The 17,465-nt window shown below is 67.1% G+C and carries 12 protein-coding genes and 1 tRNA gene; 2 read left to right on the top strand and 11 right to left on the bottom strand.

Annotated elements, in window-relative coordinates; all coding sequences use genetic code 11:
• Nucleotides 1-81: 81 nt before the first annotated feature.
• A complete protein-coding gene (locus AC3DET_RS09415; protein WP_488391438.1) occupies nucleotides 82-1,959 on the top strand; it encodes a DUF1800 domain-containing protein in 1,878 nt (625 codons plus the stop codon).
• 7 nt (nucleotides 1,960-1,966) lie between these two features.
• The gene (locus tag AC3DET_RS09410; protein ID WP_488391437.1) at nucleotides 1,967-3,451 is read left to right on the top strand and encodes a DUF1501 domain-containing protein; all 1,485 of its coding nucleotides are present in this window, start codon (nucleotides 1,967-1,969) and stop codon (nucleotides 3,449-3,451) included.
• 161 nt (nucleotides 3,452-3,612) lie between these two features.
• Here AC3DET_RS09410 and AC3DET_RS09405 read toward each other — a convergent pair whose 3' ends face one another.
• The 11 genes from AC3DET_RS09405 to nuoN form a co-directional block, all read right to left on the bottom strand.
• On the bottom strand, nucleotides 3,613-4,755 hold the full coding sequence (locus AC3DET_RS09405; protein ID WP_488391436.1) for an NAD-dependent epimerase/dehydratase family protein: 1,143 nt from the start codon (nucleotides 4,753-4,755) through the stop codon (nucleotides 3,613-3,615).
• A gap of 159 nt (nucleotides 4,756-4,914) precedes the next feature.
• Nucleotides 4,915-6,177 (bottom strand): CynX/NimT family MFS transporter, encoded by a 1,263-nt coding sequence (locus AC3DET_RS09400; protein ID WP_488391435.1) that lies wholly within the window; start codon nucleotides 6,175-6,177, stop codon nucleotides 4,915-4,917.
• Nucleotides 6,178-6,548: 371 nt separating this feature from the next.
• Nucleotides 6,549-8,657: a polyribonucleotide nucleotidyltransferase gene (pnp, locus tag AC3DET_RS09395; RefSeq protein WP_446538532.1), complete on the bottom strand. Its 2,109-nt coding sequence runs from the start codon at nucleotides 8,655-8,657 to the stop codon at nucleotides 6,549-6,551.
• Nucleotides 8,658-8,840: 183 nt separating this feature from the next.
• Nucleotides 8,841-9,101: a 30S ribosomal protein S15 gene (gene rpsO, locus AC3DET_RS09390; RefSeq protein ID WP_162336597.1), complete on the bottom strand. Its 261-nt coding sequence runs from the start codon at nucleotides 9,099-9,101 to the stop codon at nucleotides 8,841-8,843.
• A gap of 151 nt (nucleotides 9,102-9,252) precedes the next feature.
• Nucleotides 9,253-10,206, bottom strand: coding sequence for a tRNA pseudouridine(55) synthase TruB (truB, locus tag AC3DET_RS09385; RefSeq protein WP_488391434.1), 954 nt, complete (start codon nucleotides 10,204-10,206; stop codon nucleotides 9,253-9,255).
• A gap of 120 nt (nucleotides 10,207-10,326) precedes the next feature.
• Nucleotides 10,327-10,689, bottom strand: coding sequence for a 30S ribosome-binding factor RbfA (gene rbfA / locus AC3DET_RS09380; protein ID WP_488391433.1), 363 nt, complete (start codon nucleotides 10,687-10,689; stop codon nucleotides 10,327-10,329).
• Nucleotides 10,690-10,691: 2 nt separating this feature from the next.
• A complete protein-coding gene (gene infB / locus AC3DET_RS09375; protein ID WP_446538534.1) occupies nucleotides 10,692-13,340 on the bottom strand; it encodes a translation initiation factor IF-2 in 2,649 nt (882 codons plus the stop codon).
• A gap of 142 nt (nucleotides 13,341-13,482) precedes the next feature.
• Nucleotides 13,483-14,994, bottom strand: a complete 1,512-nt coding sequence (gene nusA, locus AC3DET_RS09370) for a transcription termination factor NusA (protein WP_337731005.1) — start codon at nucleotides 14,992-14,994, stop codon at nucleotides 13,483-13,485.
• Between the two features lie 3 nt (nucleotides 14,995-14,997).
• Nucleotides 14,998-15,609, bottom strand: coding sequence for a ribosome maturation factor RimP (gene rimP, locus AC3DET_RS09365; protein ID WP_488391432.1), 612 nt, complete (start codon nucleotides 15,607-15,609; stop codon nucleotides 14,998-15,000).
• Nucleotides 15,610-15,779: 170 nt separating this feature from the next.
• Nucleotides 15,780-15,856: transfer RNA gene (locus AC3DET_RS09360), tRNA-Met, on the bottom strand.
• A gap of 137 nt (nucleotides 15,857-15,993) precedes the next feature.
• Entirely contained in the window at nucleotides 15,994-17,457 is a 1,464-nt protein-coding gene (gene nuoN, locus AC3DET_RS09355) for an NADH-quinone oxidoreductase subunit NuoN (protein ID WP_488391431.1), read from the bottom strand.
• Nucleotides 17,458-17,465 lie beyond the last annotated feature (8 nt).

Below are 17,465 nucleotides of genomic sequence, written 5' to 3'. Positions count from 1 at the left end.
CCGGCCTGTGCGCGCGGTCGCAAACGCCGGGCGGCGCTTGGCCAATACTTCCCGCATTCCGGGGAAGTCAGGGAAATCCGCATGGCGTACTACACCGTCCCGTGGCGTCGGCTGTTCGCGCGTGGCCCGTGGCGACGCAAGGCCGTGGGCACGCGTGCACGCCTCGACGCCCGCGTCCAGGCAAAACCGTACGTCGCAGCGCCCGATCTTGGCGCCCAGGTCCGGGAACGCCTGAACCGCCTGTACGGCTGGAAGGGCGGCGAACGCGCCAGTCCGAAGGACACCACGCCCGCACCGGAGGCGGCAGCCGTGGCCGCACCCGGCGGTGGCCGCGTGATGATGGGGCAGTCGAACCCCTCCCTGATGACGATGGCGCGGCCGCCGTTCGCCGTGCAGGCGCTCAACAACCTCAGCTACGGCGCCACCGCCGCCAGCATCGCCGAATTCAACGCGCTGGGCAGTAGCGACCGCCAGCGCCTGGCCAACTACGTGGACTGGCAGCTCAACTGGGACGCCATCGACGACAGCGCCGTCACCAACCGGCTCACCGCCGGCGGCTACATCACCCTCAACAAGTCGCTGACCCAGCTGTGGGCCGACCACGTGGTGACGGACCCCGAGCACAACATCCGCATGCGCCCGGCCAATGAGGTGCAGCGCGCGGCCTTCGTGCGCGCGGTGTACTCGCGCAGGCAGTTGCGTGAAGTGCTGATCAACTTCTGGCACGACCACTTCAACGTGCTGGGTACCGACTTCAGCGTCGGCCCGGTATTCGTGCACTACGACCGCGACGTGATCCGCGCCAACGCCAAGGGCAATTTCCGCACGATGCTGGAAGGCGTGGCCCAGAGCACGGCGATGCTCTACTACCTGGACAACATCAGCAATTCGCGTTCGGGCCCGAATGAAAACTTCGCCCGCGAACTGCTGGAACTGCACACCCTGGGCGCTGAGAACTACCTCGGCTTCATGGACCCGTTCCAGGTGCCGCCCTGCCCCGAGGATCCGGCGTATCCCATCGGCTACACCGACATCGACGTGTACGAAACCTCGGCCGCCTTCACCGGCTGGTCGGCGAAGAACGGGCACTGGCAGTTCCCCACCGAGAACGACGGCACCTTCGTCTATCGCCAGTCGTGGCATGACGCCGGCCCGAAATTCCTGCTCGGCATGCTGATCTATCCCGAACAGCCCGCGCTGAAGGACGGTCGCGACGTGCTGGACCGGTTGGCCAGCCATCCGCGCGTGGCCAAGTTCATCTGCAAGAAACTGATCCGCCGCTTCATCAGCGACACGCCGAAGCAGGCGCTGATCGACAGCGCGGCGGCGATCTTCCGTGCCAACTGGCGCGCGCCGAACCAGATCGAACTGGTGCTGCGGCACATCCTGAACTCCGACGACTTCATCAACAGCTTCGGCCAGAAGAACCGGCGCCCGTTCGACGCATCGGTCGCGGCGATGCGGACGCTGGGCGGCGACTGGACGATCCGCCTGGACCACGGCCGCAGCGGCGATTTCATGTGGCTGTATGGCTTCACAGGGCACACGCCTTACAACTGGCCGGCACCCAACGGTTACCCGGACACGGGCCTGGCGTGGTCGGGTTCGAATTCCTTCGCGATGACCTGGCGCCTGCTGGGCTGGCTGACCGAAAGCAAGGACGGCGAGGTGCCGCTGCACCCGATCGTGGACACCACGCGCGCCAATGTGCCGGTCGCCAACTGGACCGCGAACACGCTGGTCACCTGGTGGTGCACGCGCCTGCTGGGCTACCAGCCCGAAGCCGCGCGCAAACAAGCGTTGGTGGCGTTCATGGCGCAGAACGGCGATCCGAACACCTATGTCATCACCGATACCAACACGTGGCAGGGCAGCGACCTGAAGCGGCACTACAACCACGAGCGCCTGCGCAGCCTGGTGGCGCTGATCCTGATGACTCCCGAATTCATGAGCCGCTGAGGCCCCGATGACCGACTTCCGACTGACCCGACGCGAGTTCGTCAAAGGCTGCGGCGCAGCCGCCATCGTCGGCACTGCGGGCGGCAGCCTGATGTTCGCCGATCCCGTCGATGCCGCCGTCAACAGCTACGACACCGTCGTGCATCTGTTCCTGCGGGGCGGCATCGATGGCCTGAACCTGGTCGTGCCGATCGACGGCGTGGACCGCGGCTTCTATGAGGAAGCGCGTCCCAGCCTGAAAATCGAGACCAGTGGTGCCTACGGAGCCTTGCCGCTGACGCTGTCCGGCGGTGCCGGCACCGGCTTCGGCCTGCACCCGTCCGCCAGCGGCCTGCGCGACCTGTGGAACGACGGCAGGATGGCCATCGTGCATGCCTGCGGCATGGCGACCACGGTCACCCGCAGCCACTTCGACGCGCAGCTGTACATCGACTTGGGCACGCCCGGGAAGTACGGCTCGCCGACCGGTTGGATGACGCGCGCCTGGGAAACCCGGCCCAACGGCACCGGCACCCTGCCCGCGCTGGGCGTCAGCGGCACGCAACCGGCGGGCCTGATGGGCGCGGTGGATGCGCTGACGATGAGCAGTCCGTCCGACTTCTCGCTCAACACCACGGCGTGGAGCTGGCAGCGCACGCGCAGCGATTCACCCAGCGGTCTGCGCGGCGTCAGCGAGACGGTGGCGTCGCTGTGGAATGGCCAGACGGGTCTCGAGACCAGCGGCCGCCGCGCCGACGGCGCGCTGCGCCTGATCGGACAACAGGGCTATGCCAGCCTGCCGGCCAGCTGGCCGACCGGCAACTTCGCGCAACAGCTGTGGACCATCGCGCAGACCATCCGCTTCAACCTGGGCCTGCGCTACGCGACGCTGGACCTGGGCGGCTGGGACACGCACGAAGGCCAGGGTACCGCCGGCAGCGGTTACCACTACTACCAGAACAAGATCAACGAACTCTCCGCCGCGCTGGCCGCGTTCTACGCCGAGCTCAACGGCACCGGCGAAATGGCGCGCGTGACGGTAGTGGTGCAGTCCGAGTTCGGCCGCCGCGTGCGCGCCAATGCCAACGGCGGCACGGACCACGGTTACGGCAACCCGATGCTGGTGCTGGGCGGGCCGGTGAACGGGCGCCGCTTCTACGGCAGCTGGCCCGGACTGAATCCGGAAATCCTCTCGCCCACGTTCGGCGACGTGCCCGTGACCACCGACTACCGCCGCGTGATGTCGGAAATCCTCATCCGTCGCATGGGCAACGCCAACCTCAGCCAGGTCTTCCCCGGCTACACCGGCTACGCCCCACTGGGCCTCATGCAGGGCACCGATCTGGCTCCGAAGTCGGAAGGTGCTGCGACCACCGCCACGTCGATCCCGTCGCTGGTGGTGCCGGATACCGTCACCGGCGCACCCACACCGGTAACGGCCATCGAACGCGCCGTCCCCGACTGGCAACGTCGCGGCCCGGTGGACCGGATGCTGGTGCGACGGGAGCGTTGAGGGCACAGCGCCCGCAGGTGGGGCGTCAGCCCCGATGCTGGCCGGTCTCGAACGGCAGGCACCCGCGCGGCGTACAAGCGCTCACGTCCGTCCGCAGCGTCGGCCTGCGGTGACGGGTCGGTCGGGGCTGAAGCCCCTCCTACAGGGACAGCGGCGCGCGCTCAGCCGTTGCGCGCGTGCCACGCCTTCAGCAACTCGGCTTCCTTGTCGCGGGTGATGCCGGCATTGAGCTTGGCCTGGCGCTCGGCCGGCAGGCCGCGGAACCAGGCCAGCAGGTCGGCAACGGTCGTTGCGAGCGGGCGGAAGGTCAGGCCCGCCGTGATCGCGCGCGCATTGCTGACCGCGCCGTAGCCGCCGTACTGCGAGTGGCTCGGCGACACCCAGATCGGCAGGCCGACCTGCTGCTGCTCGAGGAACTCGGGCGTCACGTGGGTCAGCGTCATGCCGCCGCCGGTCACGGCCTGGCAGCCATGCAGCAGGGCATCCATGCCGAGCGTGTAATCCGGGCCGCAGGCGTTGAAGGTGCCGGTGGTCTTCGCTTCGGCCAGGCGGATCATCCATTCGCCCAGGTCGCGGCCGTCGATGATCTGGACGGGATCGTTGCCTTGGCCGGGCACCAGTATTTCGCCGCCCTGCGCCACCCGGTGCGGCCAGTAGGTGAAACGATCGGTTTCGTCGCGCGGACCGACGATGTAACCCGGGCGCACGATGGTGACGTTCCTGCCGAACTGCTTGCGGGCTTCGGCTTCGCTCAATGCCTTCAATGAGCCATAGAGGTTCTCGATGTCGGCACGCAGGGTCTCCTGGGTTTCAGCCATCGCATCCTTGCCCTTGTAGACGGCGAGCGGCGAATCCTCGTTGATGCCCGGCTTGCCGCCATCGGCGTATACCGAAATGGTGGAGATGAAGAGGTAGTGCCCCACGTTGCCTTTCAGCACCTGGCCGGCATCGCGCACCCAGAACGGCAGGCTGGTGGGGTTGTCGATGCAGACGTCCCACGTGCGCCCTTTCAGTGCGGCCAGGTCGCCGGTATTGCGGTCGCCGTGCAGTTGTTCGACGGCGGCGGGCCATTCCGGCGACGGCCGCTTCCCGCGGTTGAACAGGGTGACCTTGTGCCCGCGCTTGAGCGCGTAGTCGACCTGGAACGGACCCGTGAAGCCGGTGCCGCCGAGGACCAGGATGTTCAGCGGCTTGGCTGCCTTCCCCACCGGCTTGCCCTCGCTGGCAGCGGAAGCGAAGGACGGCAGCGCGGCCGCGGCGGCGGCCAGCGCGCCCAGCTTGAACAGGTCACGACGGGTGGTCATGCGGATGCTCCCCAGCAACGGTCAGGAAAGCGACTAGATAGCACTGCCGCGGCCCGCAAACCCCTGCCGGAAGTCGTTGTGACTTCCTGTAAGCCGTCGACATGGGCGAGATGATGGTGTCGGCGAGCGCCCGGAATTCAGCGCACATCATCCTGCCCACTAGTGCCAAGTATCTTCCAGATAGCGCGGCCGGCAGGCCAGGTAGCCGCCGACCAACAGCACGCCGACGCAGGCGGCGAGGAACGCCATCGGCCATGACCAGCCGTGCGTGTATTCGTGCAGCAGTCCGAAGGCGAGCGGCCCCGCGCAGGACAACGTGTAACCCACCCCCTGCATGAAACCGGACAACGCCGCCGACCCCTCCGGCGTGCGCGTGCGCAGATTGATCATCGTCAACGACAGCGGGAACGTACTGGGCCCCAGGCCAAGCAACGCCACCCATAGGGCAGGTGCGGCCATCGGTGCGAGCAGCAGACCGGTGAACGCCGCCGCGTAGAAGCCCGCGCAGACCACGACCACGATGAAGGGATTGCGCATGCGTACCGCGATCAGCGGCATGGTGAGCGAGGCCGCCAGCCCCAGCGTGGAGAACAGTGCGACCATCGTGCCACCCAGCGCGGGCGTGCCCCCGGCCTCGACCAGCAGCTTCGGCAACCAGGTGAACATCGAGTACGTCACCAAGGAGGTCATGCCGAACATCAGCGCCATGCCCCACGCCACCGGCGAGCGCCATGCGCGACCCGGCGGTCGCGGCGCGGCCAGCTCGGGCGCTTCGTCGTCGACGGTGACGGCGGCATCGTGCGTGCGCGCCAAAGGCGAGGCCTTGCTGCGTTCCTGCCACAGCACCAGGCACCACGGTACCGCCGATGCGGCCGCAAACACGGCCCACAGGCCCAGCGAGATGCGCCAGCCGGCGACTTCCATTACCGGCACCGCGACCAGCGCGGGCAGGATGGTGCCCGCCTGCAGCACGGTGATGTAGAGCGTGCTGACAGTACCCACGCGATCGGCGAAGTAGCGCTTCACCAGCGGCGGCAGCACGATGTTGCCGATGCCCATGCCCGCCAGCGCGGTGAGCGAGGCCGCCACCAGCGCCGTCGTGTCGCCCGCCGCACTGCGCAGCAGCAGGCCGAGCATGGCGAGCAGCATGGCGAGCAACGCCGTCCGCTCCAGGCCGATGCGGTGCGCCAGTGCCGGCGTCGCCACACCGAACAGCGCGAATGCGGCCGTCGGCAGCATGCCGAACACTCCCGTCATCGTCGCGCCGAAGCCGAACGTATCGCCCAAGGTGTCGAGCAGCGGTGTGAGCGAGGTCACCGCGGTACGCAGGTTGAATGCGGACAGCACGATGCCGAGCAGCACCAGGCCACGGCCGGACCAGAGGGAGACTGGCGCGGCTGCGCGTGTATTCGTCGAATTCATGACGCCATTATCGTCGACGGCACGGCGGCATTCTTCGCGTGCATGAAGACGCTGTGTCCTGCGCGATCGCGCATGGCATGAATCTTTCTCCCCGCCTGCGGGGAGAAGGTGGCCGAAGGCCGGATGAGGGGCGACGAAGCCAACGCACTCAAAGCGACGGCGGGAACAACGAACAAGGCGATGGAAGAAGCACACTCGATGCGTTGCGCGCCATGAACGATCGCGGCTCCGGCTGCCCCTCACCCGCCTTCGGCACCCTCTCCCCGCCTGCGGGGAGAGGGAGGAGCCGCGCTTCTCAAGGTTCATGGGCGCGTCAAAGAAAAAGCGGGCCGAAGCCCGCTTTTCCGTATCGCGTCGCGATGTCGTGCGGCTTACTCGGCCGACACGCCCTCGCCTTCTTCCACGGCCTTGATCGACAGGCGGATGCGGCCCTGCTTGTCGACTTCCAGCACCTTGACCTTCACCACGTCGCCTTCCTTCAGCGCGTCGCTGACCTTCTCGACGCGGTCGTTGGAGATCTGCGACACGTGCACCAGGCCGTCCTTGCCCGGCAGGATGGTGACGAACGCACCGAAGTCCATGATCTTGGCGACTTTGCCTTCGTAGATGCGGCCCGGCTCGACGTCGGAGGTGATCTGCTCGATGCGGGCCTTGGCGGCCTGGCCGGCGGCGCCGTTCACCGAGGCGATGGTGATGGTGCCGTCGTCCTGGATGTCGATCTGCGTGCCGGTTTCCTTGGTGATGGCCTGGATCACCGAGCCGCCCTTGCCGATCACTTCGCGGATCTTGTCGGGGTGGATCTTGATGGTGATCAGGCGCGGCGCGAACTCGCTCAGCTCCTGGCGCGGCGAGGTCATCGCATGGGCCATTTCGCCCAGGATGTGCAACCGGCCGGCCTTCGCCTGCGTCAGCGCCTGCTTCATGATCTCTTCGGTGATGCCTTCGATCTTGATGTCCATCTGCAGCGCGGACACGCCGTTGGCGGTACCGGCGACCTTGAAGTCCATGTCGCCCAGGTGATCTTCGTCACCCAGGATGTCGCTCAGCACGACGAAGTCGTTGCCTTCCTTCACCAGGCCCATCGCGATGCCGGCCACCGGCGCCTTGATCGGCACGCCGGCATCCATCAGCGCCAGCGAGCTGCCGCAGACCGAAGCCATCGAGGAGGAACCGTTCGACTCGGTGATTTCCGAGACCACGCGGATGGTGTACGGGAAAGCTTCCATCGTCGGCATGACGGCGAGCACGCCGCGCTTGGCGAGGCGGCCGTGGCCGATTTCGCGACGCTTCGGGCCCATCATGCGGCCGGCTTCGCCCACCGAGAACGGGGGGAAGTTGTAGTGGAACAGGAAGTGGTCCTTCCACTCGCCGCCGACGGCGTCGATCACCTGGCCATCGCGCGCGGTGCCGAGGGTGACGGCGACGATCGCCTGCGTCTCACCACGGGTGAACAGCGAAGAGCCGTGCACGCGCGGCAGCACGCTGACCTTGGAGGAGATCGGGCGGACGGTATCCAGCGCACGGCCGTCGATGCGGACCTTGGTGGCCAGCACGGAACCGCGCATGGTCTGGTACTCGAGCTCGCCGAATTCCTTCGACAGCGCGCCGGCGCTCCAGCCATCGGCTTCGGCACGGCCGGCCAGCTGCTGCAGCACGTCCTTCTTGATGGCGGCGATGGCGTCGCGGCGCTGCAGCTTGTCGCGCACCTGGAAGGCGGACTCGAGCTGGGTGCCCACGGCTTCCTTCAGCGCGGAGATCATCGCCTCGTTCTTGGCCGGCGCAGACCAGTCCCAGTTCTTGGTACCGGCTTCGGTGACCAGCTCGTTGATGATGTTGATGACCTTCTGCATTTCGCGGTGGCCGAACATCACGGCGCCCAGCATCACGTCTTCGGACAGCTCGGCGGCTTCGGATTCCACCATCAGCACGGCGTTGGACGTACCGGCGACGACGAGCTCCAGCTTGGAGTCCTTCAGTTCGCTGACGGTCGGATTCAACACGTATTCGCCGTTGACGTAGCCGACCTTGGCGGCACCGATCGGGCCGTTGAACGGCGCGCCGGTCAGGGCGACGGCGGCGGAAGCACCGATCAGGGCCGGGATGTCGCCGTCGATTTCCGGGTTCAGCGACATCACCGTGGCGATGACCTGCACTTCATTGCGGAACTCTTCCGGGAACAGCGGGCGCAGCGGGCGGTCGATCAGGCGGGAGATCAGGGTCTCCTTCTCGGTCGCGCGACCTTCGCGCTTGAAGAAGCCGCCCGGGATGCGGCCACCGGCGTAGAACTTCTCCTGGTAGTCGACCGTCAGCGGGAAGAAGTCCTGCCCTTCGCGGGCCGACTTCGCCGCCACGGCGGTGACCAGCAGCACGGTGTCATCGAACTTGACGATGACGGCACCGCCCGCCTGGCGGGCGATTTCGCCGGTTTCCAGGGTGACCTGGTGCTTGCCGTACTGGAAGGTTTTGGTGATTTTTGCCACGTTGGTTCCTTGAGGTGCCTTGTGCGGGTTGGACCTCACGCGACCCTTGTCGCGTGCGGCTGGCCGGATGCGTCCGGCCGGTGGTGCTGTGCGGGGCGGGCCCGGTGCGGCCAGCGGATGCAGCGCATTCCGTTCCCTGAAATGCAAACCGCGGCGCATCTCTGCGCCGCGGTGGGGGGTATATCAGCGACGCAGACCCAACTTCTCGATCAAGGTCTTGTAGCGCTCGTTGTCTTTCTTCTTGAGGTAGTCAAGCAGGCTGCGGCGGCGGTTGACCAGCTGCAGCAGACCACGGCGGCTGTGGTGGTCCTTCTTGTGGGTCTTGAAGTGGCCGCTCAGGTGCTCGATGCGGGCGGTCAGCAGGGCGACCTGCACTTCCGGGGAGCCGGTGTCGTTGGCGCCGCGGGCGTTGTCGGCAATCACTTTCTGGGTATCGACGGACATGGTTTCTCTCTGTTGATGCGTGGCCTGCAGGAACGCGGGTGTCCTCCGCGCGCACCGCCTGGCTCGCCGTTGATGAAGCTGGGGAAATAAGGAAATGCCGGCGCGAAACCGGCGGCGTAGTGTAGCCGCGGGGGCCTTGTGAAACAAGGTTTTATTGACCGTTGCCGCCCTTGGTGGCGGTGCCGGCGACCGCCCAGGCGAACAATCGCTGCGGCGAGAGGGTGCCGTCGGCATCGACCGTGCCCAGCCCCAGGACGCGGCCGTCCTGCCCGTGGATCGCGACCGTGCCGTCGCGGGGGGGGTGTCCGCGCAGCTTCTGGCCCTGCGCCAGCCGGCGCGCATCGATGGCGTCGACGTCGACCCGGGGGAAGCCGGCCAGGCCAGCCTCGATGGGCAGCAGACACGCCTCGAGGGCGGCTTCCCCACCCTGTTCAGCCAGCGCCTGCAACGCGTCCAGGGAATACATGCGCGGTTGCCTGAACGGGTCGACCCAGAGACGACGCAGTTCGGCCACGTGGGCGCCGCAGCCCAGCGCCTCGCCCAGATCACGGACCAGGCTGCGCACGTAGGTGCCGGAACCGCACTCGACCCGCAGGGAGAGCCGGTCCGGCGCGATCCCGAGCACCTCGATGGCGTGGACATCGACGTCGCGTTCGGGCGCTTCGATGACGTCTCCGCGGCGGGCCTTGGTATAGAGCGGCTCGCCGCCCTGCTTGAGCGCCGAATAGATGGGGGCGCGCTGACGGATGCGTCCCTTCAGCGGGGCCAGCGCGGCGTCCAAGGTGGCGGCATCCAGCCGTGGCACCGCGCGTTCACGCAGTGGTGTGCCGTCGGCATCGTCGGTATCGGTGGTGGTACCCAGCACGGCGACCGTGTCGTAGGCCTTGGAGGATCCCAGCAACAGGCCGGCGATCTTGGTCGCCTCGCCGAAGCACAGGGGCAGCAGGCCGGTGGCGAGCGGATCGAGGCTGCCGGTATGCCCGCCCTTCTCTGCCCGGAACAGCCGGCGTGCGACCTGGAGCGCGGCGTTCGAACTCATCCCCTGCGGCTTGTCCAGCAGCAGCAGGCCATCCAGCGAACGGAACTTGAGCTTCGGCGGCGACATCGGAAGCGGGATGACCTTCTGTAGGAGCTGCGTAAGCTGCGACCGTGGCCTTGCCGCATTCGGATGACGTCCGGGGAGCCCTGTGCCGCTGTTGTCGCAGCGTCTACAGGAAACGCGGGGTCACTCGTCTTCCGGCGGGGGCGGCAGGTCGCGCAGCAGGTTCTCGATGCGCTCGCCGCGGTCGACGGAATCGTCGTAGTGGAAATGCAGCTCGGGTACGTGGCGCATCTTGACCCGACGCGCCAGTTCCATGCGCAAACCCCAGGCCAGTTCCTTCAGGCCTTTCACGGCTTCCACGGAACGCTCGGGCATCAGGGCGGTGACGAACACCTTGGCATGCGCCATGTCGCGGGTGACTTCCACGTCGGACACGCTGACCGACGGCAGGCCGTGCTCGCGCACGGCCTCGTGCACCAGCGTGCCCAGCTCGCGACGGAGCTGGGCGGAGACGCGGTCGGTGCGGTGGAACGACTTGGTCGGCATGTTCAGAGCGTGCGCTGCACTTCGATGCGCTCGAAGCACTCGATCTGGTCGCCCGGCTGGACGTCGTTGTAGGCCTTCACGCCGATGCCGCACTCGGTGCCATTGCGCACCTCGTCGACGTTCTCCTTGAAGCGGCGCAGCGATTCCAGTTCGCCCTCGAACACCACCGTGCTAGCGCGCAGCACGCGGATGGGCTTGTTCCGCTTGACCGTGCCCTCGACCACCATGCAGCCCGCGACCGCACCGAACTTGGAGCTGCGGAACACGTCGCGCACTTCGGCGATGCCGATGATCTCTTCGCGGATCTCCACGCCCAACAGACCGGAGGCCACCTGCTTCACCTGGTCGATCACGTCATAGATGATCGAGAAGTACCGCAGGTCCACGCCGGCGGCTTCGATGATGCGACGCGCGGAGGCGTCGGCACGCACGTTGAAGCCGATGACGGTAGCCTTGGAGGTGACCGCGGAGTTGGCGTCGGACTCGGTGATGCCGCCCACGCCGGAGTGGATGATGTTGATGCGGATCGATTCGTTGGACAGCGCGGTCAGCGAATGACGCAGCGCCTCCACCGAACCCTGCACGTCGGCCTTGATGATCAGGTTGAGGCTGAGCTGGCCTTCGCCCTTGCCCAGCTGCGCCATGATGTCTTCCATGCGGCTGCCGGCGGACTGCACCAGGCGCGATTCGCGGCGCTTGGTGTCGCGCTGCTGCGCCACGTCCTTGGCCAACCGCTCGTCCTCGACCACGACGAAATCATCGCCAGCCTCGGGCACGCCGGACAGACCCAGCACCTGCACGGGGATGGACGGGCCGGCCGACGGCGGCTGTGCGCCGGTTTCGTCGAACAGCGCACGCACGCGGCCGTACTGGACACCGCAGACCAGGTAGTCGCCCTTCTTCAGCGTGCCCTGCTGCACCAGCACCGTCGCAACCGGGCCACGGCCCTTGTCCAGCGAGGATTCGATGACCACACCGCTGGCGCGGCCGTCTTCGACCGACTTCAGTTCCAGCAGTTCGGCCTGGATGGAGATGGCGTCCAGCAGGTTGTCCACGCCCTGGCCCGTCTTGGCCGAGATCTCGACCATCTGGGTGTCGCCGCCGAAGTCTTCGGCGACCACTTCCTCGGCCAGCAGCTCGTTCTTCACGCGCAGCGGGTCGGCGTCGGACTTGTCGATCTTGTTCACCGCCACGATCAGCGGCACCTTGGCCGCCTTGGCGTGCTGGATGGCTTCGCGGGTCTGCGGCATGACGCCGTCGTCCGCCGCGACCACCAGCACCACGATGTCGGTCAGCTTGGCGCCACGGGCGCGCATCGCGGTGAACGCGGCGTGGCCCGGGGTATCGAGGAAGCTGATGACGCCCTTCGGCGTTTCCACGTGGTACGCGCCGATGTGCTGGGTGATGCCGCCGGCTTCGCCGCTGGCGATCTTGGTGCGGCGGATGTAGTCCAGCAGCGAGGTCTTGCCGTGGTCGACGTGGCCCATGATGGTGACCACCGGGGGACGCGCGACCTTCTCGCCCTGCTGCTCTTCCGAATGCGCCAGCAGTTCGTTCTCGACGTCGTTGGCATCGGCACGGACGGCCTTGTGGCCCAGTTCCTCGGTGATCAGCGCGGCGGTGTCGTGGTCGATGGACTGGGTGATGGTGGCCATCACGCCCATCTTGAACAGGGCCTTCACCACGTCGCCCCCCTTCAGCGCGAGCTTCTGCGCCAGGTCGGCCACGGTGATGGTCTCGCCGATCGCCACTTCGCGCACGATCGGCGCGGTCGGACGCTCGAAGCCATGCGCACCGCCGCCACCGCGGCTCTGCTCATGGCGGCGCGGCGGCTTGGGCTTGCCGCGCGAAGCGCCGCGACGGGCACGATCGGCGGCGGACAGGTGCAACTGGCCTGCGAAGCGGCTGGTGTTGTCGTCGTCTTCGACGCCGGCCACCATCGCATGCGAGCCACGGGTCTTGTGCTTGGCGGCCGCGGCATTGTTGCGGTCGTCGGTACGCGGCGGATCCTTGCGCACGACCATCTTGGGCACGTGGTGGCCCGGGGTCGCCGGCTTCGCCGGGCGCGCAGGCTCGTCACCGTCCACGGCGACGGCACCGGCGGCCAGTGCCGCTGCCTCGGCATCGGCCTGCGCACGCGCGGCCTCCGCTTCGGCACGCGCGGCGGCTTCTTCCTGCCGGCGACGCTCGAGCTCTTCGGCGCGCTTGGCGTCTTCCTGGGCCAGCCGCTGCTGTTCGTCGAGGTTGCGCTGGCGGGACTCTTCCAGCTTGCGCAGGATCTCGGCGCGTTCCGGATCCGGTTCGTTCTGCCAGTTGGTGCTGACGGATTCGGCGTCGGTCGGCTTCACGTAGGTGCGCTTCTGGCGCACTTCCACGTTCACCGTGGTCTTGCTGCGGCCGGCCGCGACGGTCACTTCCTGCACCTTGCGGCGGTTCAGCGTGATCTTCTTCGACCCGGCATCATCCGCGGCGGCATCGCTCTTGCCGTGGGAACGCTTGAGGAAGCCGAGCAGCTTCACTTTTTCCATGCTGGTCACGACCTGGTCGGGACCGCTGAAGCTCATCCCGGCCTCGGCCAGTTGCTCCAGGAGTTTCTCGACCGGCGTATTGACCAGTTCAGCGAGCTTGCGGATGGTGGTTTGCTGCGACATTCGGATCCTAGGTTGGGTGTTGCGCCCCCCCGGTGGTGGTGGGGCAACCCTTTTCAAGAGGGGGAATTCTAAGCCCTGCGGGTGCCAGGGCGGTGTTCATGGGTGGCTCATGCGCCGCGTCCCAGGCGAGCCCGGGCGGCGCTCATGCGCCGCGCTCCAAACGAGCAATCTCTTCGGCACGGGCGGCCAGGATCAGCGCCGCGGCGCGGCCCTCGTCCAGTCCCTCGATGCCGAATTCGACCACTTCGTCGGCGGCCAGGTCGGACAGGTCCTCGCTGGTACGGACGCCATGCGAGGCCAGCGCGAACGCCGTCTCTTCGTCCATGCCTTCCAGCGCCAGCAGGTCCTCGGCCGGGTGGTTCTCCTCCAGGCCCTCTTCCTCGGCCAGCGCCTCGTTCAGCAGGGCATCGCGGGCACGCGAGCGCAGCTCCTCGACGATGTCCTCGTCGAAGCCCTCGACCGCCAGCAGTTCGCCGACCGGCACGTAGGCGATTTCCTCGACCGTGCTGAAGCCCTCGGCGACCAGGATGGCGGCGATTTCCTCGTCCACTTCCAGCTTGTCCATGAACAGCTGGCGGGCGACGGCCTGTTCGGCCTCGCTCTTGGCCTGCACCTGGTCGGCGGTCATGACGTTGAGCTGCCAGCCCGTCAGGCGGCTGGCCAGGCGCACGTTCTGGCCGCCCTTGCCGATCGCCTGCGCCAGGCGGTCTTCCGCCACGGCCAGGTCCATCGAATGCTTCTCTTCATCGACGATGATCGACTGCACTTCCGCCGGTGCCATCGCGTTGATGACGAAGGTGGCCGGGTTGTCGTTCCACAGCACGATGTCCACCCGCTCGCCGTTCAGCTCGTTGCTCACGGCCTGCACGCGCGAACCACGCATGCCGATGCAGGCGCCGATGGGATCGGTGCGGGTGTCGTGCGCGAGCACGGCGATCTTGGCGCGGTCGCCCGGATCGCGTGCGCAGGCCTTGATCTCGACCAGGCCCTGGCCCACTTCCGGCACTTCCAGCTTGAACAGCTCGATCATGAATTCAGGTGCGGCGCGGCTGATGAACAGCTGCGGGCCGCGCGGTTCGTAGCGCACGTCGAACAGGTAGCCGCGGACGCGGTCGCCAGCGCGCAGCACGTCGCGCGGGATGCCCTTGTCCTTCGGGATGAAGGCCTCGGCGTTACCGCCCAGGTCCACGTAGATGTTGCCGCGCTCGGCGCGCTTGACCACGCCGGTGACCAGCTCGCCCACGCGGTCCTTCCAGGCATCGACCACCTGCGCGCGCTCGGCTTCGCGCACGCGCTGCACGATGACCTGCTTGGCGGCCTGCGCGGCGATGCGGCCGAAATCCGGGTTCTCGATTTTCTCTTCGATCCAGTCGCCCACTTCGGCGCCTTCGGCTTCGTCCTCGGCATCCATCAGGCGGATCTGGCGGTCCGGCGACTCCATCACCACGTCATCGGCCACCACTTCCCAGCGGCGGAACGTCTCGTAGCTGCCGTCCTTGTGGTCGATGGTGACGCGCACCTGCACGTCCTGGTCCATGTAGCGCTTCTTGGCGGCGGACGCCAGGGCGGCCTCGATGGCATCGAAGATGACTTCGCGCGGCACGCCCTTTTCGTTGGCCACCGCATCCACGACCAGCAACAATTCCTTACTCATTGATCACTCCGCGCGCGGCTTGCGGGCCGCCGGTTGGTTGGGTTTTTTCTTGGCTTTCTTGGCCGGTGCGCGCTTGGCGTCCCCAGCCTTGGCACCGGCCTTGCGGCCGCCACCGGGTTTCTCGGGCGCCAGGCCCAGCGCCGCCCAGTCGGGGACCAGGCGCGCCTTGTCGATATTATCGAACGCCACCGTCATTTCGGCGTCGTCCACGGTGAACACGATGTCCTCGCCTTCGATACGGCTGATCGTGCCCTGCAGCCGGCGACGACGATCCTGCGGCAGCTTGAGCACCACCTTGGCCGTCTCGCCCAGGAAGCGGGCGAAGTGGGCCAGTTCGAACAGCGGCCGGTCAACGCCGGGCGAGGACACTTCCAGCGTGTAGTTGCCGGTGATGGGATCTTCCACGTCCAGCTGCGCCGAGACTTCGCGGCTCACCGCCTCGCAGTCCTCGACGTTGACGTGGCGCGTATCGCGCTCGGCTTCCTGCACATCGATGTACAGGCGCAGCGTGGCGCTGCCGGGAGCCGGCAGGTACTCGATGCCCAGCAGCTCCAGGCCCAGGGCCTGGACCGTCGGTGCCAGCAGGTTGGCGATGTGGTTGGCCTTCTCGCTCACGGATTCGATGCCGGTGGTTTGGTAGTGCCGTGCGTATCGCTGAAACAAACAAGGGGCCCGATGGGCCCCTTGTCCGATACGCTGGATGTCGGTGCAACGACAGGAACATGCGTCGTTGCGTGCCCAGGTTTTTCGTCGGCCGCCTGTACTCAGGCGGCCTCGGACAAACATGGTAGCGGGGGCAGGATTTGAACCTGCGACCTTCGGGTTATGAGCCCGACGAGCTGCCAGACTGCTCCACCCCGCAGCAGAAGCGAAATTATGATGAATACGCCGGTGCATTGCAAGCCTTGCCGTGCACCAAGTTGAAACATCGCGTTCATGAGCCCCACCGGCGGCCCATTGCCGGTGACGTTGCCTGCAAACGTTGCCGGCGATCCGGCCTCAGCCGGCGAACGCCAGCTTGCACCACGCCATGATCGGATTCCACGCGACGCCCAGCGCGAGCAGCGCGAGCGCGTTCACGCCGAACACGATCGGCACCACGCGATCGGCGCGCGGCGGCGGAATCTCGCCCACCGGCTCGTCGAAGTACATCACCTTGATCACGCGCAGGTAGTAGAAGGCGCCGATGACCGCGCACAGCACGCCGACGATGGCCAGCCACAGGAAACCGCCGTTGACCGCCGCGCCCAGCACGACCAGCTTGGCCCAGAAGCCGAGGAAAGGCGGTACACCGGCCAGGGACGCCATCACGCACAGCACCAGGCCTGCCTGCCACGGATTGCGCGCATTCAGGCCCTTGAAGTCGTCGATCCTGTCGGCCTCGAAGCCCTGGCGCGACAGCACGATGATCGCGCCGAACGCCGCCGCCGACATGATCGCGTAGCTGATCGCGTAGAACAGTGCTGCCGAATACCCCGTCTCCCCGCCGCCCGCGAAACCGACCAACAGGAAGCCGACGTGCGACACCGTGGAGTACGCCAGCATGCGCTTCAGGTTGGTCTGCGCGATGGCGATCACGTTGCCGATCACCAGCGACGCCGCCGCCAGTCCCGCCAGCAGCCATTGCCACTGCGCCGCGGCCGGGCCCACGCCATCCTGCAGCAGGCGGAATGCCATGCCGAACGCGGCAAGCTTCGGTGCCGCACTGATGAACAGCGTCACCGGCGTCGAGGCGCCCTGGTAGACGTCGGGCAGCCACATGTGGAACGGCGCCGCGCCCAGCTTGAAGGCCACGCCCGCCACCATGAACACCACGCCGGTCAGCAACAGCATGCGCTGCTCACCGCCACCTGCCAGTGCCGCGCCCGTGGCATCGAAGATCGCCGGCAACTGCAGCGAACCGGTCGCGCCGTACACCAGCGACATGCCGTACAACAGCAGACCAGACGCCAGCGAACCCAGCACGATGTATTTCATCGCCGCTTCGGTCGCCAGGCCGTCGTCGCGGTTCAGCGCCACCAGCGCATAGGAACACAGCGCCAGCAGCTCCAGGCCCAGATAGACCATCACCAGGCTGCCGGCCGATACCATCACCATCATGCCGGCGGTGGCGAACATCACCAGTACGGGCGCCTCGCCCGGATACAGGTTGCGCTCGCGCAGGTACGGCCAGCCGTAGACCAGCGACAACGCGCTGACGGCGACGATCACGACCTTGCTGACATCGGCCAGCGTGTCGCGCACGAACATGCCGCTGAACACGCTGCCCTGCCCGCCCACACCGGTCGCCAGCATCCAGACCACCGCGACCATGACGACCAGCGCCAGGGCGTGGGTGATGACGCGGCGGGAGCTGTCGAGGAACAGGTCCAGCATCAGCAGCGCGAACGCGCCCGCGATCAGGGTGAGCTCCGGCAGCAGCGGCTGCAGGTCGGCGGCGGAGATGGGCATCGGCGTCGTCATGGTTCTTC

The sequence above is a fragment of the Pseudoxanthomonas sp. 97-1-1 genome (assembly GCF_057773125.1).
The sequence above is the reverse complement of the archived record's forward strand: the minus strand, read 5'-3'. Positions and strand labels throughout refer to the sequence as shown.

Excerpts from the sequence above, each read along its gene's own strand:
- infB (WP_446538534.1), bottom strand. The coding sequence starts at position 13,340 with ATGTCGCAGCAAACCACCATCCGCAAGCTCGCTGAACTGGTCAATACG.
- nusA (WP_337731005.1), bottom strand. The coding sequence starts at position 14,994 with ATGAGTAAGGAATTGTTGCTGGTCGTGGATGCGGTGGCCAACGAAAAG.
- AC3DET_RS09410 (WP_488391437.1), top strand. The coding sequence starts at position 1,967 with ATGACCGACTTCCGACTGACCCGACGCGAGTTCGTCAAAGGCTGCGGC.
- nuoN (WP_488391431.1), bottom strand. The coding sequence starts at position 17,457 with ATGACGACGCCGATGCCCATCTCCGCCGCCGACCTGCAGCCGCTGCTG.
- rpsO (WP_162336597.1), bottom strand. The coding sequence starts at position 9,101 with ATGTCCGTCGATACCCAGAAAGTGATTGCCGACAACGCCCGCGGCGCC.
- rbfA (WP_488391433.1), bottom strand. The coding sequence starts at position 10,689 with ATGCCGACCAAGTCGTTCCACCGCACCGACCGCGTCTCCGCCCAGCTC.
- AC3DET_RS09405 (WP_488391436.1), bottom strand. The coding sequence starts at position 4,755 with ATGACCACCCGTCGTGACCTGTTCAAGCTGGGCGCGCTGGCCGCCGCC.
- truB (WP_488391434.1), bottom strand. The coding sequence starts at position 10,206 with ATGTCGCCGCCGAAGCTCAAGTTCCGTTCGCTGGATGGCCTGCTGCTG.
- AC3DET_RS09415 (WP_488391438.1), top strand. The coding sequence starts at position 82 with ATGGCGTACTACACCGTCCCGTGGCGTCGGCTGTTCGCGCGTGGCCCG.
- AC3DET_RS09400 (WP_488391435.1), bottom strand. The coding sequence starts at position 6,177 with ATGAATTCGACGAATACACGCGCAGCCGCGCCAGTCTCCCTCTGGTCC.